The organism is Algihabitans albus (genome assembly GCF_003572205.1).
Classification (GTDB): Bacteria; Pseudomonadota; Alphaproteobacteria; order Kiloniellales; family DSM-21159; genus Algihabitans; species Algihabitans albus.
Genome location: NZ_QXNY01000003.1, coordinates 489637 through 513448 on the forward strand (window position 1 = coordinate 489637; position 23812 = coordinate 513448).

At 63.4% G+C, this 23812-nt stretch carries 17 protein-coding genes; 8 read left to right on the forward strand and 9 right to left on the reverse strand.

Annotated features, from left to right (window positions below; all coding sequences use genetic code 11):
- Positions 1 to 96: 96 nt before the first annotated feature.
- On the forward strand, positions 97 to 2004 hold the full coding sequence (dnaG, locus tag DBZ32_RS08925; protein ID WP_162906658.1) for a DNA primase: 1908 nt from the start codon (positions 97 to 99) through the stop codon (positions 2002 to 2004).
- A 203-nt stretch (positions 2005 to 2207) separates the two neighbouring features.
- Positions 2208 to 4292 carry an RNA polymerase sigma factor RpoD gene (rpoD, locus tag DBZ32_RS08930; RefSeq protein WP_119166776.1) on the forward strand — a complete coding sequence of 695 codons (2085 nt, stop codon included), beginning with the start codon at positions 2208 to 2210 and terminating at the stop codon, positions 4290 to 4292.
- 195 nt (positions 4293 to 4487) lie between these two features.
- Here rpoD and DBZ32_RS08935 read toward each other — a convergent pair whose 3' ends face one another.
- On the reverse strand, positions 4488 to 5642 hold the full coding sequence (locus tag DBZ32_RS08935) for a DUF2336 domain-containing protein (protein ID WP_119166777.1): 1155 nt from the start codon (positions 5640 to 5642) through the stop codon (positions 4488 to 4490).
- A 174-nt stretch (positions 5643 to 5816) separates the two neighbouring features.
- Between DBZ32_RS08935 and DBZ32_RS08940 the strand changes: the two genes are divergently transcribed.
- A complete protein-coding gene (locus DBZ32_RS08940; protein ID WP_208539168.1) occupies positions 5817 to 6239 on the forward strand; it encodes a rhodanese-like domain-containing protein in 423 nt (140 codons plus the stop codon).
- 87 nt (positions 6240 to 6326) lie between these two features.
- Here the strand turns inward: DBZ32_RS08940 and DBZ32_RS08945 are convergent, their stop codons facing one another.
- The 6 genes from DBZ32_RS08945 to DBZ32_RS08970 form a co-directional block, all read right to left on the reverse strand.
- Positions 6327 to 7001: a DUF6969 family protein gene (locus DBZ32_RS08945; protein WP_235830109.1), complete on the reverse strand. Its 675-nt coding sequence runs from the start codon at positions 6999 to 7001 to the stop codon at positions 6327 to 6329.
- Between the two features lie 168 nt (positions 7002 to 7169).
- On the reverse strand, positions 7170 to 7598 hold the full coding sequence (locus DBZ32_RS08950; RefSeq protein WP_119166780.1) for a universal stress protein: 429 nt from the start codon (positions 7596 to 7598) through the stop codon (positions 7170 to 7172).
- A gap of 14 nt (positions 7599 to 7612) precedes the next feature.
- Positions 7613 to 10453 (reverse strand): TRAP transporter permease, encoded by a 2841-nt coding sequence (locus tag DBZ32_RS08955; protein ID WP_119166781.1) that lies wholly within the window; start codon positions 10451 to 10453, stop codon positions 7613 to 7615.
- Positions 10454 to 10681: 228 nt separating this feature from the next.
- Entirely contained in the window at positions 10682 to 11665 is a 984-nt protein-coding gene (locus DBZ32_RS08960; protein WP_119166782.1) for a TAXI family TRAP transporter solute-binding subunit, read from the reverse strand.
- 282 nt (positions 11666 to 11947) lie between these two features.
- Positions 11948 to 12751: a BKACE family enzyme gene (locus tag DBZ32_RS08965; protein ID WP_235830110.1), complete on the reverse strand. Its 804-nt coding sequence runs from the start codon at positions 12749 to 12751 to the stop codon at positions 11948 to 11950.
- Between the two features lie 38 nt (positions 12752 to 12789).
- A complete protein-coding gene (locus tag DBZ32_RS08970) occupies positions 12790 to 14121 on the reverse strand; it encodes an aspartate aminotransferase family protein (RefSeq protein ID WP_119166784.1) in 1332 nt (443 codons plus the stop codon).
- A gap of 159 nt (positions 14122 to 14280) precedes the next feature.
- On the opposite strand from DBZ32_RS08970, the gene DBZ32_RS08975 reads away from it, so the two are divergent.
- A complete protein-coding gene (locus DBZ32_RS08975) occupies positions 14281 to 14796 on the forward strand; it encodes an adenine phosphoribosyltransferase (RefSeq protein WP_119166785.1) in 516 nt (171 codons plus the stop codon).
- 192 nt (positions 14797 to 14988) lie between these two features.
- The gene (locus tag DBZ32_RS08980; RefSeq protein ID WP_162906659.1) at positions 14989 to 18267 is read left to right on the forward strand and encodes a PAS-domain containing protein; all 3279 of its coding nucleotides are present in this window, start codon (positions 14989 to 14991) and stop codon (positions 18265 to 18267) included.
- 17 nt (positions 18268 to 18284) lie between these two features.
- Here the strand turns inward: DBZ32_RS08980 and DBZ32_RS08985 are convergent, their stop codons facing one another.
- Complete coding sequence (locus DBZ32_RS08985; RefSeq protein WP_119166787.1) at positions 18285 to 19547, reverse strand: amidase; 1263 nt, start codon at positions 19545 to 19547, stop codon at positions 18285 to 18287.
- Positions 19548 to 19603: 56 nt separating this feature from the next.
- Positions 19604 to 19909 carry a hypothetical protein gene (locus DBZ32_RS08990; RefSeq protein WP_162906660.1) on the reverse strand — a complete coding sequence of 102 codons (306 nt, stop codon included), beginning with the start codon at positions 19907 to 19909 and terminating at the stop codon, positions 19604 to 19606.
- 140 nt (positions 19910 to 20049) lie between these two features.
- Here DBZ32_RS08990 and DBZ32_RS08995 point away from each other — a divergent pair, with 140 nt between their 5' ends.
- The 3 genes from DBZ32_RS08995 to DBZ32_RS09005 are packed head-to-tail and all read left to right on the forward strand — an operon-like array spanning position 20050 to position 23764.
- Positions 20050 to 21465, forward strand: a complete 1416-nt coding sequence (locus DBZ32_RS08995) for an amidase (protein WP_119166789.1) — start codon at positions 20050 to 20052, stop codon at positions 21463 to 21465.
- Positions 21462 to 23042 carry a gamma-glutamyltransferase gene (locus DBZ32_RS09000; protein WP_119166790.1) on the forward strand — a complete coding sequence of 527 codons (1581 nt, stop codon included), beginning with the start codon at positions 21462 to 21464 and terminating at the stop codon, positions 23040 to 23042. The genes DBZ32_RS08995 and DBZ32_RS09000 overlap by 4 nt, the downstream gene beginning before the upstream one ends.
- Positions 23039 to 23764, forward strand: a complete 726-nt coding sequence (locus DBZ32_RS09005; RefSeq protein ID WP_162906661.1) for an acyl-[acyl-carrier-protein] thioesterase — start codon at positions 23039 to 23041, stop codon at positions 23762 to 23764. Before DBZ32_RS09000 ends, DBZ32_RS09005 begins: the two co-directional genes overlap by 4 nt.
- The last annotated feature ends 48 nt before the right edge of the window (positions 23765 to 23812 follow it).

Sequence of the window (23812 nt, forward strand, 5' to 3'; positions counted from 1 at the left end):
TCCCCGTTCACCGGCAGCTTAGATCACAAGCGTCGCGCTGTCGGCTCGGCTATGGTGGCGGACTGTCAGTCCAGCGACGTCGGGTCTCCTTACCAAATGGCCTTCCCGCCAGACTTCCTCGACGAACTGCGAAGCCGGGTCTCGCTGATCGACCTGATCGGCCGGCGGGTGCCGCTGAAGAAGCGCGGGCGCGAGTGGGTCGGACTATCGCCGTTCCAGAGCGAAAAAAGCCCTTCCTTCACTGTTGTACCGGATAAGGGCTTTTTCCATTGCTTCTCCAGCGGCGAGCACGGCGACGCGATCGGCTGGGTGATGCGCATCGAGGGTCTGTCGTTTCCTGAGGCGGTCGAGAAACTGGCCGGCGAAGCGGGACTGCAGGTCCCTAGGCCGACGCCGGAGGCCAAGGCGGAGGCGGAGAAGCGGAAGTCGATCTATGAAGTGCTGGAGCTGGCCTGTAGCTGGTTCGAGCAACAGCTAGGGCGTAGCTGGGGCGAAGAGGCCAAGAGATATCTGCAGCGCCGAGGACTGTCTGAGCCGACCATTGAACGCTTCAGACTGGGCTATGCTCCGAACGACCGCGGCATCCTCTTGAAATACCTCAAGATGAATAAGGTGGACGTTGAGCTGGCTGCCGCAGCCGGTTTGGTCAAGATCCCGGAGGGCGGCGGCGAACCCCGCGACTACTTCTTCAACCGCGTCCTCTTTCCGATCGCAGACCGCCAGGGCCGCATTATCGGTTTCGGGGGGCGCACCCTGGAGCCCGACGGGAAGCCGAAGTATCTGAACACGCCCGAAACCGCAGTCTTTCGAAAGGGCCGCTCCCTCTACAACCTGGATCGCGCACGCAAGACTGCCCATGAAACCGGCGAAGTCATCGTCGCCGAAGGCTACATGGACGTGATCGCCCTGGATCAGGCTGGCTTTTCCGCCAGCGTCGCTCCCCTCGGCACTGCCGTAACAGAGGAGCAGATCGCCGAACTCTGGCGCCTCGCGCCGGAACCCCTGATCTGCCTGGACGGCGACCAAGCGGGCCAGAAGGCCGGGATGCGCGTGGCAGAACGCGCGCTGCCGGGCCTACAACCCGGCCGCTCTCTCCGCTTCGCTCTGCTGCCGGCCGGCGACGATCCCGACAGTCTGCTCAGCGCCCAAGGCCCCAAGGCGCTGCGCCAGGTACTGGACGCCGCCAAACCCCTCAGCGATCTGGTTTGGCTGATGCTCACGGCGGGTCGCGACCTTGCCACGCCTGAGCGACGGGCCGGGCTGCGCCAGGACATTCTGCGCCTGACCGGGGGTATCGCCGACGAAGGCGTGAAAGCCGCCTACCGCGAAGAGCTGCTCGCGCGCTACGACGAAGCCTACGGTTTCGGCTCGCGCCGCCGCCAACGCTCAGACAGCCGACCGGAGGGCCGCAGCGGCCGGGCTCGAGGCGGCTACCGGGATCAGCGGGAGCCGATACGAACTGCTTTCGACCGCCCGGCGCCGGCACTGTTGCGCCGTCGTCCCGAGCAGATGCTGCTCGCCTGCGCACTCAATCATCCGGAACTGGCCGCCGAAGACTGCGAGACCCTCGCAGCGGTCCAGCTGTCCAGCGCCGACTTCGACCGATTGCGGCGGGCCATCACGGATGCGCTGGCCAATCAGCCAGATCTTGACTCGGATACGCTCCAAGGCCACTTGAGCCAATTGGGTTTTACAGGAGTTCTAGCGGCCGTTTTGAGTGAGCCCGTGTATCTCCACGCCCCCTTCGCTCGGTCCAACAGACCCCTGGCAGAGGCACGGCACGGATGGCGCGACTTGATGGAACGCTTGTGGAGCGCCCAGCAAGCCTCCGAGGAGATCGATACGGTACGCCAGTTAGCTGCGGATATGAGGGAAGATTCACTCCAACGTTTGCGCGCGCACCAACAACTTAGCCAGAAAACGGACCCGGGCCTCCGGAACAACGGGAAAGCGGAACCTGGCGAAAGCAATGCAGACGTTGAACCGACGGACCGAGGTGAATAGGTATGGGCGGCGCACTTTATCAGCGCAGGCCTGGGGGAGTAGAGCCGGCTGAGCGCCGGATCGTAAGGTCGAGAGCCGGTTACAGCCGGCCGGGGACGACCGTACGATTGATGAGCGGCTGAATATTTCGGCGAAGCGCTGGCAAAGCGGGAGCGAAGCCTACGTTTCTCAGTATGCCGTTAGGGGCAGGAAGACGAGCGAGCATGGCGAGTAAAGCAACCGAAGCGGAAGAGACGACCGAAACCCGGGACGAGGGCACAGAAGGCCCCATGGTCGACTCCTTGACCGCCGCGGTTAAAAAGATGATCGCCCGCGCCAAGGAGCGCGGATACGTCACCTACGACGAGCTCAACCAGGTTCTACCGCCGGAGCAAGTGTCCTCGGAGCAGATCGAGGACGTGATGGCTCAACTGTCGGAGATGGGCATCTCCGCAGTCGAGGCCGAAGAGCAGGACGACAACGACAAGGACGATTCCGGGGACGACGAAAGCCGCACCCGCGCCGCCGGCAACCTTGACGATGCCGATGTCGGCCGCACCGACGATCCCGTGCGTATGTACCTGCGCGAAATGGGCTCGGTCGAACTGCTGAGCCGCGAAGGCGAGATCGCGATCGCCAAGCGCATCGAGGCCGGCCGCGAGAAGATGATCGGCGGCATCTGCGAGAGCCCGCTGACTATCCGCGCCTTGCTCGCGTGGCGCCAGGCACTCCTCGACGGCCAGATCCTTCTGCGCGAGATCATCGACCTGGATGCGACCTACGGCGCCGGACCCGACGGGAACCAGGACGCCAACGGCAATCAGCAGGCGAACGGCCAGCAAACGAACGGTCAGCAGCAGGCGAACGGCCAACAGGCAGAAGCTTCGGCGGCTGAGGGCGCGCAATCCAATGGGGCCGGGAAGCCGAACGGAGCCGCCGCGCCCGAAAGCTCCGGTAACGGCAGTGCAAAGGCGGCCGAAGGAAGCGAAGCTGAGGCGGAGGAGGCCGACGACGGCGACGAAGACGACGAGGAGGAGAGCAACCTCTCCCTGGCGGCCATGGAGCTGCAGCTACTGCCCCAGGTTCTCGAAACCTTCGACAAGATCGCGGTCACCTACAAGAAACTCTACAAAGCCATGAACGAACGGCTCGCTCTGCTGCAGCAGGGAGAGACGGTGCCGGCGGCGATTGAGAAGCGGTACCAGCGCAACAGAGACCAGCTGGTCGAGTTGATGACGCTGGTGCATCTCAACAACGCCCGGATCGAGCAACTGGTCGATCAGCTCTACGGTCATAACAAGCGACTGCTCGGCCTGGAAGGCCGGCTGCTGCGCTTGGTGGAGTCCGCCGGTGTGGTCCGAACCGCCTTCCTGCAAGAATATCAGGGCCAAGAGCTCGACCCCAACTGGCTGACGAGAGTCGGCCAGCTTCCCGGTAAGGGCTGGGGCAAACTTGCCGAAAAGCACGGCGAGGAAGTCGTCGGCATTCGCGAACAGATCGGCACCATCTCCGAAGCGACAGGCCTGCCGATCGGCGAGTTCCGGCGGATCGTCTCGACGGTGCGCAGTGGCGAACGCGAGGCGAACAAGGCCAAGACGGAGATGGTCGAGGCGAATCTCCGCCTCGTCATCTCGATTGCCAAGAAATACACCAACCGTGGCCTGCAGTTCCTCGACCTGATTCAGGAAGGTAACATCGGCCTGATGAAGGCGGTGGACAAATTCGAGTATCGCCGTGGCTACAAGTTCTCGACCTACGCAACCTGGTGGATCCGGCAGGCGATCACCCGTTCGATCGCCGATCAGGCACGCACCATCCGCATTCCAGTGCACATGATCGAGACGATCAACAAGCTGGTGCGCACCAGTCGCCAGATGCTTCACGAAATCGGCCGCGAGCCGACGCCGGAAGAGTTGGCCGAGCGTCTGGTGATGCCGCTGGAGAAGGTCCGCAAGGTTCTCAAGATCGCCAAGGAACCGATCTCCCTGGAAACCCCGATCGGCGATGAGGAAGACAGCCATCTGGGCGACTTCATTGAGGACAAGAACGCAGTCATTCCGCTCGACGCGGCCATCCAGCACAATCTGCGCGACACCACGACCCGCGTTCTGGCCAGCCTGACGCCCCGCGAGGAGCGTGTTCTGCGCATGCGCTTCGGCATCGGTATGAACACCGATCATACCCTGGAAGAGGTCGGTCAGCAGTTCTCGGTCACGCGCGAGCGTATCCGTCAGATCGAGGCTAAGGCTCTGCGTAAGCTCAAGCACCCTTCGCGCAGCCGCAAGCTGCGCTCGTTCCTGGATACCTAGGGGAGAATCTGGCCAGCATCGCGCAAGGTGCCGCCTGCACAGACCTCAAGACTCCGCTCAAACGAAGTCAGCTCAGACCTATTTATGATTTGACCCCGATCGCCTAAGCGATCGGGGTCAAATCATTTGAGCTCGCGCGGAGGGACAATTGAGGCGTCGGCACGCGGTTGACCCGGCGCGGTCGTTCTTGGGAGGTCAGGCTGCCGCCCGAGTCAGACGGTCGATCAAGTAGTAGAGATCATCGCCCGGCCAGGTGCCGTCCTGATCGAATTGAGTCAGCAGTCGCTCCAGCAGACGGGTGGAGAAACGAGCACGGTCGTTGGTTCCGCCGTCATAGTCGGTTTCCTGTACGACCTGAACGGCCGCGCGGAACACCGGCAGCTTGTCTTCTGAAAGACCGGCGCGACGGTAGAGCGACGTTAGACCGAGCTTGCCTTCGTCGTAGATGAGAATGCGGGCGTTGGCCAAGGGTACGTTGGCCAGCTTCGCCATGGCAGCTTCGAAGAAAGCCAAGTCTCCGACACAGAGCGCGCGCAGGATCAAGGAGGCGTTCAAGCGACCCCGCTGAGCCAGCCCGCTGATCAGACTGTCCAGATCGCCGCCTTCACGGCTTTTGTCCGCGATCTGAAGAACCGCCCGGTCGCGCACCTGCAGCACCAGATCGGAAACGCTGTTGGAGTCGAGCTCGCCACGGGTCGTCAAGACGTCGCGCAACTGTGCGGACATACGCGCAACGAGCTGCTCTGCGATCAACGGCGGCACATGGCGGCGACGGGCGAGTTGGTCGCCAACCGCCGGTTCTTCGGCGAAATCGCGCAGCACCCGCCCAAGGTCCGCTTCCGTAATCTCTGCGCCTTCGTTTCCGACCAGGTGGGCGACGGCCTCCGATTGGCCCGTATCGATTACCGCCTCGCAAACCTCGGCAGAGACCTGATTGCGTCGAGCGATCGCGTTCAACCGCCGCGGCGCGGCTTCTTGAACGAGCCGCAACAGCTCCGCATCGCTCAGAGCCTCCGAGTGCCGCAGGATCGGCAACGCGACGGAGTCCACGTCGTGGGCCAGCGTCACGGCGATACCGTCCGGCAAATCCGGCGCGTGTTTCAGGTGCTCCGCCATCGCCTCGCGCACGATAACCGCCGTATCGCGCACCAGCACCGCGAAGATCTCTTGCGCCAGGCGGCGCTCGCCCGGACCGAGAGTGGAATCCGTGTAGTTGTCGGCTATCTTCGCCACCGTCTGGGCGCGGGTCTCCGGCGCAGGATCTTCAAGCAGACGTTTCACGTCCGCCTGCGTCAGCATCTGAGGCTTACGGGGGCGGTCTCCGTCGAACGCTACGACATCTTTGGACATGCGTGACGATCCTGTGCAGGAACTGCCAAGCGCTGCCGCCAAAACGGCTCACGCTCGCTACTGAAGTTTGGCCATAGAGGCGTTAAACAGCCCTTAATTCCTACACAACTGCGTCATCTTACTGGACGGCCTGGGATCGATACCCACATCTCCAGTCATTCGGAGATGTATGTCATGCGATTACTCGCCCTCCTCACGCTCGTTCTCCTGATCCCGACGGCCGCCGTCGCGCAGGAGTTGCCTGCCGACCAGGCGCAAACACTCGCCGTCGAAGGGCAACTTCTGCTGATCGACGTGCGCCATCCGCAAGAGTGGCGGCAAACTGGCGTTGCGTCGGCCGCAGAGACCGTCAGCATTCACGATCCAGCCGGTTTGCCGGCATTCCTGGCAAAAGTCCGGGCCTTGGCAGATCGCGTACCGGGCCGTCCAATCGCCTTGATCTGCGCAACGGGCGTTCGCTCGGACTTCGCGGCCAAGCTGTTACGTCAAGAAGGTTACGACCAGGTCTTCAACGTCCGTGAGGGGATGATGGGATCGACGGCGGGCGCGGGATGGCTCGATCGCGGCCTGCCGCTGCGGCCTTGCACACACTGCTAACCCGGAGCGTGACGCGTTCGGACCGCTCCGCAAGTCGTCGGATCTCGCAATACTTTGCCGAAGGCCTGAACTCAGGCCGGGTCAAAGTTAGCTTTTGCGCCCCAAAGCCAAAGCAACGCCTTGCATCTGATCGGTGACCGACACCTCCAACATGGATGTGATCTCCAGATTTCGGTCTTCGAAGACATCGGGCGGGTTGCGCTGCTCCTGCCACGCCTCGATGGCCCGGTCGCGCGCCCGAACCAGCTCCACAATCTCCGGACGGAACAGACGCATCATCGCGGAAACCCAGCGGTTGACCGGCCACGACGGCCGGGCGTGATCGATCTCGAAGCGGTCGAGCATGGAGATCACGTCCTCGGCAGCGTACCAAGTCTCACCGGTAACCCAGCGATTGACCGTAAAAAGCCGAAAGGGAAGGCCCTGGGGCGTCATGGCGATTGCGATCAAGTGACTCAGCCGCTCATCGGGATCGACGGGCAGATCCCCGCGTGGCACCGGTGCGGGCTTGACCCCCGCCGGCATGCCGCCCGGCCGCAGAAAAGTGTGGAAGTGCCCGTGCTCGCTCTCGAAACGCTGATCGCCAGGATGGGCATGGTAGTAATATTGCGCATGCGTTTCAGCGTCGTAGACATCGCCGGACGGATAGTGGTCCCACTCGTAAAAAGTGTCGGATTCGCGCAGCAATTCACCAACGACGTTGTCACCCGTCTTGGTGAGCACGCGATAGATCTCGAGGATCTCGCTGCCCGCCTCGGCCATCCCCTCAAGGGTACCGCGAGGAAGTGCCGCCAACTGAGGGCTGACAGGCCGGCAAGTCTCCGGAAGACTGGTTACGGCAGTTAAGCGCATACGATCAGACATAGTGTGACCAAATGCTGTTGACCAGACACGGGGTGTTGAGCGGAGCGTGAAGACATTTGGACGGGATCAGTCGCGCACGACCAGCACAGAGGTCGAAGCGTGACGCATAACTCGCGCAGCATTGGGGCCGAGCAAGTAATCCTCCAACCCCGGCCGATGCGAAGCCATAACGATCAGATCAGCCTCGACGGCTTCCGCGCATCGCAGGATCTCCTGGTAGATCGTGCCATGACCGACGATATGCTGAACCTTGAGATCCGCCGGAACGTGCTTCGCCGTGAAAGCGTGTAAGGCGTCTCGCGCCTGCTCCAACGCCTGCTGCTCGTAGTTGGCCGGAAAGAAGGATCCGACGATCGACATACCGAAGTCGGGAACCACCGTGATGACATGCAAACGGGATCCAAAAGCTTTGGTGTACTCCAAAGCCGTCGATACCGCTTTGTCCTGAGTGTCGGGATGGCCGAGATCGACGGCCAATAGAATGTCCCTGTACATCCTCCCCTCCCCTCTCAAAAGGCCGGCACGGTCGCCCGGCGGCGCTGAACCAGAATCACGAGAACCAACAACAGCAGCGCCGGAATGTAAAAGACCTCCTTCGGCAGGCGCTCGGCCGGCACCAACACCTCCGTAACGGTCACAGGCGTATCGCCGTAAAAGTCGAACTCACGCCATTGCGCCTCGTTGGGGGCGCCCGGCAGGGGTTCGTCGAGCGCGATCAACTGGCCGTCCTCCAGCGCAAGCGCAAGACCGGTCGCGGCTTCCAGCCGCGCCGCGCCACCGTCCGGCGGGCCGATATCGAAGGCCAAGGTCAAGCTGCGGATCTCGTCGAAATTCTGGAAATCGGGCCCCTCGAGTCTGAGACGAATCTGCGCCTCCTCCGGCTTACTCTCGATGGCGTCGAAAACCTGGGCGGCCGGGATGGCATCGAAAGGCGGCTGAACCTGATCGAGCCAGTAGCCGGGCCGGAACAGCGTGAAGGCGACCAGCAGGAGAACGGCGGACTCCCAGATTCGAGAGCGTGCGAAGAAGTACCCCTGCGTTGCCGCGGCAAAGATCAGCATCGCGATCGTTGCCTTTATGAAGATCAGAATCGCTCCGGTCAGATCGACGTCGATCAGCAGCAGATCCGTGTTGAAGATGAAGAGGAACGGCAGGATGACGGTGCGCAGGCTGTAGAAGAAGGCGGTGAAACCGGTTCGGATCGGATCGCCGCCCGAAACGGCGGCGGCTGCGAAAGACGCGAGACCGACCGGTGGCGTCACATCGGCCATGATGCCGTAGTAGAAGACGAAAAGATGCACTGCGATCAGCGGTACGATCAGACCGTTGGCGGCTCCCAGTTCAACCACCACCGGCGCCATCAACGAGGACACCACGATGTAATTGGCCGTCGTCGGCAGGCCCATGCCCAGGATGAGGCTGATCAAGGCCGTGAAAACCAGGATCAGCATCAAGCTGCCGCCTGAAATGAACTCGACGAATTCGGCCATGACCTGACCGATCCCGGTCAGGGTCACCGTCCCGACGATAATCCCGGCAGCGGCTGTCGCGACCGCGATGCCGATCATATTACGCGCGCCGGCGATCATGCCCGCGACCAGATCGCCGACACCCTGCAGCGACTGTTGTGCAATCTCGGAGCCGGTCCCGCGGAAGAAGGCCTTGAGCGGACGCTGGGTCAGCAGGATGACGATCATCAGCGTCGTCGCCCAAAAGGCCGAGAGGCCCGGGGACTTCAACTCGACCATCAGGAACCAGACCAGCACCACGATCGGCAACAGATAGTAGAGGCCGGTTCTCACGACCTCGCCGGCCACCGGCAGCTTGACGACCTTGGCGTCGGGATCGTCCATCTGCAGATCGGGATCGCGCGCAGCCAGCCAGATCAAGCCAAGGTAGATGGCGCCGAGGATCAATACCACCGGCAGCCAAGCAACGTCGCCGACCAATGCCTGTATGCCGCGCAGGCCGTAGTAGGTGACGCCGGCCAGGATGAAGATCGACGAGACGATGATGCCGGTGCGCAGAAGCTGCGCCTTCAAGGGATGCACCACCGACTTCGGCAAGGCCTGCATCTGCTGCTTGAGAGCCTCCAGATGCACCAGGTAGAGCAGCGCGATGTAGCTGATCGCCGCCGGCAGGAAGGCGTGTTTCACCACCTCGGCGTAGGAAATTCCGACGTATTCGACCATCAGGAAGGCGGCAGCACCCATCACGGGCGGCATGATCTGGCCGTTGACCGACGAACCGACCTCGACGGCCCCGGCTCGCTCCGGCGTGAAGCCGACCCGCCGCATCAATGGGATCGTGAACGTACCCGTGGTCACCACGTTGGCAATCGACGATCCGGAGATCAGGCCGGTCATGGCAGAGGCCAGGACCGCAGCCTTGGCCGGGCCGCCGCGCAAATGACCAAGCAAGGCGAAAGCGAGTTTGATGAAGTAATTGCCGGCGCCGCCCTTATCGAGCAGGGAGCCGAAGAGGACGAAGAGAAAAACGAAGGAGCTGGAGACACCGAGTGCGACGCCGAACACGCCTTCGGTCGTCAAGTACATGTGGCTCATGGCTCGCTCGACCGAGGCACCCTTCCACTGGATCACCTCGGGGAAAACCGGCGAATTGCCGAAGAAGACATAGGCGAGGAAGACCAACGCAACGATCATCAAGGGTGGGCCGAGGCTGCGCCGCGTTGCCTCGAGCAGCATCACCAGGCCGATCCCCGCGATTGTCAGATCGTACCAGGTCGGCAAGCCGGGACGCCCGGTAAGCGCCGCGTAGAAGAGATAGAGGTAGGCACCGCAGAAGGCGCCTCCGAGCGCCAGAACCCAGTCGAGCAGCGGCACACGGTCCCGCGCTTTCTCGGCGGTGGCGAGGCAGACCAGTAGAAGTGCGAGCGCGGGCGCGAAATAGCGCGGCTCGCTGACCAGCCCGGCCAAGGCACCGCCGATGGAAGCCTCGCTGCCGAGTAGTCCCGCCATCAGCAATCCAAGCAGGATCAGCGCCAAACCGACGATCAGGCCCGATGCGAGACGCTGCATGAGGCTGCCGGCACGCGGTTTGCCCGGAGCCGGAAAGGCGGTAAAGGCAAGGAACAACGCGAAGGCTAGGTGAATCGACCGCGTTTCGGTGTTGTTCAGAACAACCGGAAGGCCAAGGCCGCTCTGCGCCAGGAACGGCAAGGGCGAGGCGATCCAAAGTTGGAACAGAGACCAGACGAAGGCCACGGCGGCCAGCAGGACGCCGATCGATCCAGACACGCCGCGCGCACCAGTGTCGGTCGAGGCGACGAGATCCGCCAACTCCTCATCCGACAAAGCTTTACTGGCAGCATTCCCCTGACTGTCGGACATTTTCCCGATCCCCCCGGATCAAGTACGCTTCAGCGGTTTTCCGACAGTTGCTTGGGCTGGACCGCAGATGCGCTCCGTTTTCGGATGTCGCCTCCAATCCCGCTGTCGGGTCGTATCGCGAAGGTGTGACGTAAAGCCTGAAAAGACGGCTGGAACGAAAAGCGAAACGACGAAGGCTCTGGGCGGACGCCAACTCCGACGCCCGCCCAGCCAGACCAGGAAACGGCGTTACATCAAGCCGGCTTCTTTGTAATAACGCTCGGCGCCGGGATGTAGCGGTGCCGAGATTCCGTCGGAGATCATCTCTTCCTTCTCGAGATTCGCGAAGGCGGGATGCAACGCCTTGAAGTCCTCGAAGTTCTCGAACACGGCCTTGACCAGCTCGTAGACAACCTCATCGGCCACGTCGGCGCGCGTAACGAAGGTGGCGCCGACACCGAAGGTCGTGGTGTCCTCATCGCTGCCGCGATACATACCGCCCGGGATCGTCGCCGTGCGGTAGTAGCTGTTCTCTTCCACCAGTCCTTCGATGGTCGGGCCGGCAACTTCCACCAGAACCGACTCGCAAGCGGTCGTCGCTTCCTGGATCGAGCCCGAGGGGTGTCCGACGGTGTAGATCATGGCATCGATGTTGTTGTCGCAGAGTGCCTGGCTCTGCTCCGCGGCCTTCAGCTCGGAAGCCAGAGCGAAATCGCCGACCTCCCAGCCGTAGGCTTCCATCACGACTTCCATGGTGCCGCGCTGGCCGGAGCCGGGATTGCCGATATTCACGCGCTTCCCCTGCAGATCCTCGAAGGTTTCGATACCCGAGTCGGCACGTGCCACGACGGTAAAGGGCTCCGGATGTACGGAAAAGACCGCGCGAAGTTCCTCGAAGGGGCCCTGGTCCTCAAACCTCGTGGTGCCGTTGTAGGCGTGGAACTGCCAGTCGGACTGGGCCACACCGAACTCCAGCTCCCCGGCGCGAATGGTATTGATGTTGTAGACCGAACCACCGGTCGACTCGACGGAACAGCGAATGCCATGGTCCTTGCGGTTCCGGTTGACCAAGCGGCAAATCGCGCCGCCCGTCGGATAGTACACACCGGTTACACCCCCGGTGCCGATCGAGATGAACTGCTGCTCTTGGGCGGCTGCCCCGCCGGCCGAAACGGCCACGTAAGCGCCCGCAGCCAGCGCTACGGCCGCCCCGGTCAGAACGAGTTTGCGCATCGTCCTTCAGCTCCCTGAATTGCTTTGATTCGCATTTTGCGGATGTTCGGTGGGTCTTTGCCTCCCGTCGGGCCCACCCTGTCCCGACTCCGGTCCTGCCAGACTGGCGTGACCGGCAACGTCGCATCGCGCAACGCCGGAGCGTCTCCGTTCGCGTCCTATCACCTCTGCCTCCGATGGGGCCTGGCCGTTACTCGGCCTTGGATTTTTCCGGCCCCGATTGAGTGCATTGAACACTCATTCTGGTCGGCTGACTAGAGCGGGATCGCAGAGGTTGCGGCCTCATGACGGGACGAGCAGGCGGCGTACCTGCTCCGCCGTGGCCAGCGGCCGCTTCAACCGGCCCACGCTTTCTGCAACCCAAGCGACAAGCGCGGCATTGTCCTTGGCGATTCCGCCGTCTGGCAGCAGCAGGTTGTTCTCGAAACCGACGCGGGCGTGCCCGCCCAGGGCCGCAGCTGTCACCGCAGCGGCAGCCTCCTTCGGGCCGAAGGCGCAGATCGCCCAGGGATCGGCTGCCTCGTCGAGAGCCAGAAAGGGCAGCAGATCGGTCGGCTCAGAGCGTTGTCCGGCGGCATAGCGGCCTAACACGAAAAGTAGAAACTGCGGCCCCGCCGGCAGAACACCGCGCCGGCGCAGTGCGCGGAAGCGCCGCAGGTCGTCCGCGTCGTAGAGGATGAACTGGGCCTGGATCCCCGCCTCGGCGACCCAGGCGAAAAACCGCGCGGCCTCGGTCTCGCTCTCGGCGTCCGGTACAAGCTCACGCAAGGCAAAGCTGGCCGCCTCCGGCTCGAGTCGACGTACAGACTCCATCTGTTCGGCTGGATCGAACCGCCCGACAGCCTCGGTCGTAACCTGAATGACGAGATCCTGCCCGACGGCAGCCCGGATCGCCTCCGTCGCCGCGCGGTAACGGCCGACATCCAACGAGTGCTGCCCCTTTGCGTCGCGGACGTGCAGATGGATCATCGCGGCGCCAGCCGCCGCACAGGCCTTGGCGGTCTCGGCGATTTCCTCGGGCTCGATCGGCAGGGCCGGATGATCGGACTTGGTCTTGCGCGCGCCATTGGGGGCAACTGCCAGCACCAATGGCTCCCACTCCGACCTCGGGGCTCCGGTCACCATCAGGCGGCTGCAGGCAGCGCAGCCTCGATGGCTGCGCCAAGCTTCTCGCAGATTTCCTCAATCTGAGAGTCGGAGATGATAAAGGGCGGCGCCAGCAGAACGTGGTCACCACGCAAGCCATCCGCCGTGCCGCCATTGGGATAGCACATCAGACCACGGCCCATGGCTTCGCTTTTCACCCGGGCATGCAACTTCAGCTCGGGATCGAAGGGTTGTTTGCTCGCCCGGTCCTCAACCAGCTCCAAGGCCAGGAACAGGCCCCGTCCTCGGATGTCGCCGACATGGCGATGATTGCCGAAACGGTCTTCCAGACTGTCCAGCAGCCGCGCGCCTTGTGTCCGGACCCGTTCGAGCAGGCCTTCGCGCTCTATGGCCTCTTGCACGGCCAATCCGCCGGCGCAAACCGTCGGATGACCGATGTAGGTAAAACCATGCTGAAAGCTGCCGGAACCGCTCGCGATGGTCTCAACGATCTCGTCGGAGATCAAACAAGCGCCTATGGGCTGATAGCCAGCGCCCAGCCCCTTGGCGCAGGTCAGAAGGTCGGGGCTGATGCCGTCCTCGGCACAGGCAAAGAGATGGCCGGTTCGGCCCATGCCGGACATGACTTCATCCAGGATCAGCAGAATGCCGTGGCGGTCGCAGATATCCCGGATGCGCTTCAGGTAGCCGGGAACCGGCGCCAGGGCGCCGGCCGTTGCACCGACGACAGTCTCCGCGACAAAGCCGATCACCGTCTCGGGCCCGAGCCGATGGATCGCCGACTCCAACTCCCCGGCGGCACGCAGGCCATAGTCCGTCTCGCTCTCGTCCGGGCGCTTGTCCCGATAGGGATAGCAGGGGGCGATCTGGGTAACGGGCATCAAGAGCGGCTCATAAACGGCACGGCGGCCCGGATTACCGCCGATCGACAGGGTGGCCAGAGTGTTTCCATGATAGGACTGGCGGCGTGAAATGAAGTTCACGCGCTGCGGCTGCCCCTTCTCCACCCAGTAACTCCGCGCCAGCTTCAGTGCTGTTTCGTTGGCCTCGGAGCCTCCAGACAGAAAGTACACCTTGCCGAGACGTTCAGGCGCCCGGGTCACCAGATGTTCGGCGAGGGCTTCGGCCGGCCCGTTGGTGAAAAACCCGGAGTGAGCGTAGGGCAGCCGATCCAACTGTGCCTTGATCGCCTCGACCACGCCTCTATGGCTATGGCCCAGGCACGACACTGCCGCTCCGCCGGAAGCGTCCAGATAGCGGCGCCCTTTGTCGTCGATCAGGTAAGGGCCGTCACCGGCCATTGCCACCGGATAGTCGTGCGCGGCCTGTCGATGCAGAATGTAGCTCATAGCTTCGGAGCTTACCGGCACCGCCGATAGCAGCAAGCGCCAATTGCGGGCTGGCGCCATGCACGCTAGCTTGCCGCGCCGCACGTTCGCGGAGCAGCACCGCCCGCCACTCTCATCCCTTGGCTTCGAGCCCGGCCACCACCGACAGCGACAGAAAACATGGATCTCAAGACTCATATACGTAAGGTTCCGGATTTCCCCAAACCCGGCATTCTCTTCTACGACATCTCCACGCTGCTGATGCACCCGGACGCCTGGCGGCACACGGTCGAGACACTCGGCGCGGCGATTCGACCGCACAATCCCGATCTGTTGGTCGGGATCGAGTCGCGCGGCTTTTTGACCGCCGCACCCCTGGCGCTGCACCTGGGTCTCGGCTTCATCATGGTGCGCAAGAAGGGCAAGCTGCCCGGGGTCACCACCAGACACACCTACGATCTGGAATACGGAACCGATACGCTGGAAGTCCAAGCCGACGCCGTGAAACCGGGCCAACGGGTTATGGTTCTCGACGATTTGCTGGCCACCGGCGGCACCATGAGTGCAACGGTCGATCTGCTACAGAAGCAAGGTGCCGACGTCTGTGGCGTCGGCTGCATTATCGAGCTCAGCTTTCTCGAAGGCCGGAAGCGGCTCGATGTGCCGGTGACCAGCCTGGTCGCGTACGACGACTAAGAGCCACAACAGCTACGGAACTGGCGGAGCCTGCCGCAGAACAGATACGGCGACAGCACTGTAGAAATCGCCAAATGCGCGTATTTAATTTGTCATTAACACGCATCAAGGATACTCCCTGAAGAAATCGCGTCGGCATCCGGCCTGAGATTACCAGACTTGCCGGACATGTCCGGCGTGCGAGGCGGATGCATGGAGCTCTCCCTATTCACAGCTCTGACAGCGGTCGTTTTCGGCGGCCTTGGGCTGGTGCTGGGCGCGGTGGCTCGGCGCTTCCTTCGAGGTTGGGCGAAAGCCGGCTCCAAGGTTCCGGAACAACCGTCCGATGACGGCGAGGATGTGACTCGATTTCGCGATGTTCTGGAGCTTGGCTACGACTGGCTCTGGGAGACCGATAAGGACCACCGTCTCACCTTCCTTTCGAGCCGCTTCTCCGCGATCACCGGCCAGCCTGCGGAAGTCCTCGTCGGCCGCTCGCGTTTCGAGCTTGCGAAAGCCAATCTGAAAGATCCTTTCTGGGCATCGCACAGAGCTACGCTCGATCGTCGCGAGGCCTTCGCCAACTTGGTGTACCGCGCGTCCGTGAGTGGTGTGACCCGCTGGTTTCGCATCAGCGGGCGACCGTGCTTCGACACTGAAGGCCGTTTTTTCGGCTACCGAGGCCTCGGTACCGACGTAACGAACGAAGTGTTGGCCGAGCAGCAGTCAGAGCGCAATCTGCAGCAGCTTCAGCGCGCCATCGACGCCATTTCCCACGGCGTTGCGCTCTTCGATAAAGACGATCGCTTGTTGGCCGTCAACGGGGCTTACCGGACCATCCATCCAACTGTTGCCGATATGGCCAAACCCGGCGTGGGTTTCACGGATCTCGTTAGAACCGGCGCAGAGACAGGTTTATATGAGAACGCCGCCGGCTGGTCCGTCGAAGAGCTCGTCACAGAGCGCCTGAGCAAACGCGATCACGCCAACGGATTCGAACGGGATTATGCCGACGGCCGCGTTCTGCAGACCAGCGAGACGAGGCTCGAAAGCGGCGAGAGGCTCCTGCAGTGGATGGATGTAACCAACTTCCGCCGTCGCGAGCGAGCCCTGTCTCTACTCATCGAAGCGCGTGCAAGCGAACGCGACGAGATCGGCACGGCGGCCAAAGCCTTGACGGTCGCGCTCGGCTATCGCTGGGGCGCCGTGGTGCAGCGCCTCGACCGAGATCGTGCACGCGTTCTGGCGATGTGGAACGGCCAGACCATGCTGAGAGACTTCGACTACAAGTTCGCTGGAACGCCCTGCGCCACAGTCTATGAGAAGGGGAAGTGTTACTACCCGAGCGACGTTGTCGATCACTTCCCGACTGACGAGATGCTGGCGGAACTTGGCGCTCAGGCATTCGTCGGCCGGATGCTGCTCGCCAAAGACGGCTCGCCGCTCGGCCACATTCTCGCCTTCGACGACAAGCCGGACAGCCCGGAACCACGCGAAGACGATCTGATCGCCTTGATCGCAAACTGGGTCTCCATCCAACTCAAGTGGCGTGAGACAGCGCAGGCCCTCGCAGACAGCGAAGCGCGGTTCCGCGATCTTGTGGAGATCGATACCGACTGGTACTGGGAGCTGGATAGAGATCTGCGGTTCACCTTTCTGTCCGAAGAGACCCAGCAGATCACGGGCCGACCCATAGCCGACGTGCTAGGCCGCACGCCCTGGGACGCAATGGGCGGCGATCCCGCGTCGGCCGAGTGGGCTCCGATCGTCGCCGATCTACGCGCGAGGCGTGCCTTTCGCGAGGCGCACCTGCCAGCAGAACGACCTGACGGGCGCGTCCGGCATCTTCGTTTGAGTGCACGGCCGCTGTTCGACAGTCACGACAGTTTCAACGGCTACCGCGGGGTCGCGGCGGATGAGACCGCCGAAGTCGAAGCTCAGCAGGATCGCGCGGAGAGCAACCAGATCCTCAGCGCCATCGTCGACAACATGCCTGAGGGCGTAAGCATCGTGGACGGCGATCTGCGTGTTCTGCGCTACAACAAACGCTTCCTCGAAATGCTCGATCTCCCGGCGGAAGTTCTGCATAGAAATGTCTTCGAGGACGTGATCCGCTTCAATGCCGAACGCGGCGACTACGGCCCTGGCGACATAGAGGAGATGGTGAGCGAACGCATGGCGCTCGCCCTGAACTTCAAACCTCATCGCTTCGTACGCGTAAGACCGAACAACACAGCAATCGAAGTTCGGGGCAACCCGCTTCCAGGCGGCGGTTTCGTCACGACCTACGCCGATGTCACCGAGCATCAACGCGTGCAAACCGCGCTGCAGTCCTCCGAGGCGCGCTACCGTCTGATCTCCGAACTGACTTCGGATTTTCTCTATTCCTACCGGATCGGTCCCGACGGCCGAAGCGAAGCCGAGTGGTTTGCCGGCAGCCTGCCGGAAGGTTTTGCCTTGCCGGACGGAGAGGGCAATGGCGTAACGTCGTGGTATGAGCTGATCCACCCGGAAGATCACCCGATCCTCAAGCAGCGCCGCCAGCGCCTGAGTGCCGGCGAACTGTCGATCGACGAACTGCGATTGATGAACCGCGATGGCTCGGTGCGGTGGTTCAAGTCGGTGGCCCGACCGGAAAATGACCCGGAAACAGGGCAGCTAGCCAGAATTCTGGGCGCGGCTCAGGATATCACCGAACGCAAGCGAGCCGAGTTGGCACTGCGCGCGGCGAAAGAGTCAGCCGAGATCGCCAACCGCACCAAGTCCGAGTTTCTCGCCAACATGAGCCACGAACTCCGCACGCCGCTCAACGCGATCATCGGCTTCTCCGAAATCATGAAAAACGAGGTCATGGGGCCGCTCGGCGGCCGGCGTTACCGTGCCTACGCCGAGGATATCTGGGACAGTGGCACGCATCTGCTCAACATCATCAACGACATTCTCGATGTGTCCAAGGCGGAAGCCGGCATGCTCGATCTGGTGGAAGAGGAAGTGCGCCTGGCCGACGTGGCCGAGGCGGCTCATCGCCTCGTCCGCCAACGCGCCGAAAGCAGCGGCGTCAAGATCCATATCGCACTGCCGCAACCCCTGCCGTCGATTTGGGCAGATCCGCGTCGCATGAAGCAGATCCTGTTGAACCTGCTGTCCAATGCGGTGAAATTCACGCCCTGGGGCAAAAGGGTTTCGCTGCGCGCCGGAGTGGACGACGAGGGGAGTCTGGCCATCGAGGTCATCGATCAAGGTATTGGTATCTCGGAGGAGGACTTGGAGCGGGTTTTGGAACCCTTTACCCAGGCCGATTCCAGTCTCAGCCGTCGGCATGAGGGAACCGGTCTCGGCCTCCCCCTGACACGCGCGCTCATCGAAATGCACGGCGGCCGGCTGCAGTTGACGAGCGTTCAGGGCGAAGGGACGGTTGCCAGGGTCACGCTGCCGGCGAATCGCTTGGTGACCCCAAAGCCGTCCCAAATCGCCAGAGCCGAAGCCGATTGAAACAGAGGCCGACTTGATCAGCCGGGCCAGCGGCCCGAGTCCCCAATCGAAGATGACGGCGCAAACTGAGCGGCGAAGGCCAACAGCGCTCTGTCCGCGCCTCGCGGCGCAATCAGCGACAACCCCAACGGGCAGCCCTGGACTTGGGCCAAGGGCAAGCTGACCTGAGGCAGACCGGCAAGTCCAGCGATACAGGTCAGGCTAAGGACGCGGCTCCTATGATCCCGCAGCGACGCCGCGTCGCTCGACGTCAGGGGGGCAATGTCGGGTGCCGAAGGCAACACCATAAGCGTGCCGGGAGTCATCATGGCCTGGAGCCGCTCCGCGAAGGCCGCGCGTTGAACCAGTGCCGCCGCGGCCTGCGCAGAGCCAACCGTTCGCACCCAATCGAAGCGCTCCGCGATCTCGGGCCCGAAGCGCGGAGCCGTCTGCTCGATCCAAGCTCCGTGTGTCTGCCAAATCTCTTGCGCCTGGAGCGTTCGAAATCGCAGCATCCACGCCGCGAGTCCACCTCCTGGCTCCCCGACCTGAACCGCATCGATCTGGCCGAATCGTTGAACCAGACGGGCGACTTCCGGGGCAAGCGCGGCCCTGGCCTGAGTCTGCGCCAGGGCAAAGGCATCGTCGGCGACCAGCAGACGGGTGAAATCGCTTGGCTGACTGTCCGGCTCCAACAGCGCGCCACCGACTCGTGCCAAGGTCTGGGCGTCACGGGCAAACCAGCCGATCGTATCGAAGGAGGGAGCCAGCGGCATGATACCGTCGAGCGCAATCCGTCCATGGCTGGTTCGAAGCCCGCAAATCCCGCAGTAGCTTGCGGGCACTCGTACCGAACCCCCGGTATCGCTGCCGAGCGCTACGTCCGCGAGACCGCCGGCAACAGCCGCGGCAGAGCCACTGGAAGATCCGCCGGGAATACGTCCCGGCGCATTGCTGTTGGTCGGCGTCCCATAGTGGGCATTTTGACCGTTGAGGCTGTAGGCCAGCTCATCGGTTACGGTTTTGCCGATCGCCGTCGCCCCCATGGCGAGCAGCCGATCCACGGTCGGCGCGTTGACCTCAGCCGGAGTGTGGCTGGCTGCCCAGTCCGGATTACCGCAGCCGGTCACCTGGCCGGCCGTATCGATGATGTCCTTAATGGCGAAGGTCACTCCGGCCAGAGGGCCGAGCACCGTCGGTTCGATCCGCAAGCGAGGGCCGGGAACGAAGGCGCCAAGCGGATCTCGGTCGGCCTCGTCATCACGACCGGAAGGAGCGAAGCTAAAGGGGGAGGGACTCATGGCCTCGACTAGACCCGAGCAGCCGCATCCCTGTCCAGGTACAAGCGGAAACGGCCTCAGGTCTCTCTCTGCTCAGTATCCTGCTCCGGCAGATTTTCCGGCTCGTCGGGATCGCGCTTGCGGCGAATGATGATGTCGCCATCGTCCGTGATTTCAGGCGCTTCGTACTGCGGAATCGAATCGAGCAGTAGGTCCATCGCGCGCATCAGCTTCTCGATTGAGTCGAGTGCCAGCTCGCGCGCTTCGGCGCCAGGGTCGGATCCGGGATCGGAGTTCTGACTCTCCGCGTTGAAAGCAGAGACGGACGACGCCGCCAGAACGTAGAGCACGGCCGCAAGTGCAGTAGGTCGCAAGATCCTCATGAGCCCAAGTTTACCACAGTGTTGTCAGGGTTGCTGCTGCCGTGCGGAAGGGCGAGAGCGGACGCGCTTGCCCATGGCCTTTGCGGGAGGCCAAGATGCACCCTTCACATCGCTTGTATACCAAGGGAATTGCTTCGACCATGACCAGTGATCCGGCGCTCCTCAGCGCCCAAGACCTGTTGCGCGCCTACGCGGCGAAGACCCTGTCGCCGGTCGAGGCGACGCAGGCGGCCCTGGACCGCGTCGACCGGCTCAACGAGCGGCTCAACGCCTTTTGCCTCGTGGACCACGAGGGTGCCCTCGAAGCCGCACGCGCATCGGAAAAGCGATGGCACGCGGGAGCGCCACGCGGCCGCCTCGACGGCATTCCGACCACCGTGAAAGATGTAATTCAAGCCCGAAACTGGCCAACGAAACGCGGCTCTCTGGTTCTCGGCGAAGCCGGTCCGGATGCTGAGGACTCCCCGGCTACCGCCAGGCTACGCAGCCACAACGCGGTTTTCCTCGGCAAAACCACAACGCCGGAGTTCGGCTGGAAGGGCGTGACCGACAACCAACTGACCGGGATTACGCGTAACCCCTGGAACCCGGACATGACTCCGGGTGGCTCCAGCGGAGGAGCGGCGGCCGCAGCGGCCACGGGGATGGGGGCGCTTCACATCGGCACCGATGGCGGCGGGTCGATCCGCATTCCTTGCGGTTTTACGGGCATTCCCGGCTTCAAGCCCAGTTTCGGACGGGTACCGGCCTGGCCGCTCAGCCCCTTCGGCACGGTTTCCCATGTCGGTCCAATGGCGCGGACCGTCGGCGACTGCGCGCTGATGCTGACAGTCATGGCGGAGCCGGATCTGCGCGATCCCTACAGCCTGCCCTACGACGGCCCGGACTACACTCAGGGACTGGAGGCGGGAGTCGCGGGCCTGCGCATCGCCTTCAGCCCGACCTTCGGTCCACATCAGGTTCATCCCGAGATCGCCGCCGCCCTAGAGACAGCGGCACGGACCTTCGCCGAACTTGGCGCAACTGTGGAGCAACCGGACTTGGATATACCGGACACGGCCGAGATCTTTCGAACCGTCTGGTTCTCTGGGGCTGCCAATCTGTTCCGCCGCTTCACGTCGGATCAAAACCTCCGAATCGATCCGGGGCTGCAGGAGGTGGCCGCGGAAGGCGCGACCTACAGCGCCAACGATCTCTTCGATGCCGTGGCGGGACGAGAGAGCGTCTCGGTCTGGATGAACCGGTTGCATGCGGACTACGACTTGCTGCTGCTGCCCTGCCTGCCGATTCCCGCCTTCCAGGCCGGCCAAGAGGTACCATCGGGAAGTGGCATGAAACGTTGGACGGAATGGACGCCCTATTCCTACCCCTTCAACCTGACCGGCCAACCGGCGATCAGCGTGCCCTGCGGCCTGACCGCGACCGGCTTGCCCATGGCACTGCAGTTGGTCGGACCGCGCTACGCCGATGCCCTGGTGCTGCGCGCCGCCAAGGCCTTCGAGACGGCCGTCCCCGCGACTCTGCCACCGGCGGCAATGGAAACCGTACCGGCATGATCCGTGCTGGCGCCGTCGCAGCCGGCCACCCTCTGACCGCCGAAGCCGCACTGGAGGCTCTCGACGCCGGCGGTTCGGCCGCCGACGCCGCCCTGGCGGCCACGGCGGCCGCCTGCGTGGTCGAGCCGGTGTTGGCGTCGCTCGGGGGTGGCGGTTTCCTGCTTTGGGATCCAGCCGAAGGCGACGCGACGATCTACGACTTCTTCGTGGACACCCCGCGCCGGCCGAAGCCGGAGCAGGACCTGGACTTCCATGCGGCTGTCTGCGACTTCGGCACGGCCACCCAGACTTTCCACATTGGCCTCGGCGCCGTCGCCGTACCGGGAATGGTTCCCGGGCTGGTGCAGATCCAGAGAGACCTGGCACGCCTGCCGATGGCGCGCCTGCTGCAGCCCGCCGTCCGCTTTGCGCGCGAGGGTTTCCTGCTCAGCGAGCTGCAGGCCTACATCCTCCGGATCGTCGAGCCGATTCAAGCCCACAGCCCCGCACTCGACGGCCTCTTCCGAACTGAAGACGGCCGTCGCATCGACGCCGGAGATCGGCTGCGGCAAACGGAGTTGGCTGACACGCTGGAGCTGCTCGGCCGCGAGGCTCTAAGACCCTTCCTGGAGGGAGAGCCGGCGGCAGCGCTTCTGACTTTGATGCAAGACGGCGGCCATTTGGAAGCTGACGATCTGACGAGCATGCGGGTCCTGCGCCGCCGGCCGTTGCTGCGGCGGCATGCCGGGGCCGAGATCCGAACCATGCCGGCACCCTCCTCCGGCGGCTTGCTGATTTCCTTCGCGCTGGATCTGGCCGAGTTCCTGGAGGTCCAGACCTTCGGCAGCCCCGATCATCTGATCGGCCTGGCGCGGATCATGGCCTCGACCGACCAGGCCCGCCGCGATAGCGGTCTGGCTGTCGCCGCAGGCGAGGCGGAGGAAACCGCGGCCGCCCAACGCCTCGGCGATCCCGCAACGCTGCGGCGCTACGTTCAGGCGATGGCCGAGGCACCCCAGGTCGCGCGCGGAACCACCCACATCTCCGTGGTCGACGGTGAGGGAAATCTGGCGTCCGTCAGTCTGTCGAACGGCGAAGGCTGCGGTTATCTGTTGCCCGGGACAGGCATACATCTCAACAACATGCTGGGCGAAGAAGACCTCAATCCGCACGGTTTTCATCTCTGGCCGGCCGGCGTCCGCATGGGCTCGATGATGGCCCCGACCACGGCGAAACTCGCCGACGGACGGCGCATTGCCCTGGGTTCCGGTGGGTCCAACCGGTTGCGGGGCGCTATCCTGCAGGTCCTGCTCAATCTGACCGATTTCCGGCGCCCTCTGTCGGACGCCGTCGCCGCCCCTCGCCTACACGTCGAAAAGGGCATCGCCCATGTGGAGCCGGGATTCGAAGACGCAGTACTGGAGGCACTCGAGCGGGAAGTCGGAGCGCTGCAGCTTTGGGAAGCACCCAATCTCTATTTCGGTGGCGTTCACGCCGTGGCGGGTTCGGGCATAGGGCAACTGGAGGCGGTGGGCGATCCGCGGCGCGGCGGAGTTGGACGGGTCGCCGAGCAGCCGACAGGCGGGACCGGATCGTGACACCCTATCGCACCTCCTTTCGTGTTCGGGTCTATGAAGCCGGACCGGGCGGATTTGCCGGACCGGAAGTCCTGGCGAACTATCTGCAAGAGAGCGCGGCCAGCCATGCCGACCTTTTGGATGTGGGCGCCGAGCCGATGGCGGCGGAAGGTCTCGCCTGGATCCTGACCCGCTTGAGGCTCACCCTGACCCGCACCCCACGGCTGGGCGAATTACTCTCCGTCGAGACCTGGCCAGCCAGACTGGACAAGCGCCTGGCTCTGCGTGCCTGGCGACTGGCCGATGCCGAAGGTGCGATGGTTGCTGTCGCGATCGCCCATTGGGGCGTCTTCGATATCCTACGGCGGCGCTTGACCTCCTTTCCCACTTGGCTGATGGAGAGAGTCGAGGCGGGGGCTCCAGCACCGATAGACTTCACGCGACGGAGCCTGCCTGCGCTCACCTCAGCAAGCGAGGAGATGCGTCTGTTTCCGCGCCGTGCGGAACTGGATGTCAACGGCCATGTCAACAACGCCCGCTTGCTCGGCTGGTTGTTGGAGCCACTGCCCGAGATGCCGGATCGCCGTCTGATCGAGATCGATACCGCCTTTCGCGGAGAGTGCCGCCTCGGTGAAGCGGTACTGAGTCGTGCCGGCAGCGAGGCTGGCGGCCTGTGGCATCACGCCTTGGTGCGCGAGATCGATGGCACGGATCTGGTCAGAGCCATCAGCCGCTGGGCATGACGGCCTTTGCGGCTTGGCTGTTCCGGCCCTCGAAGAAATCCTACTCGC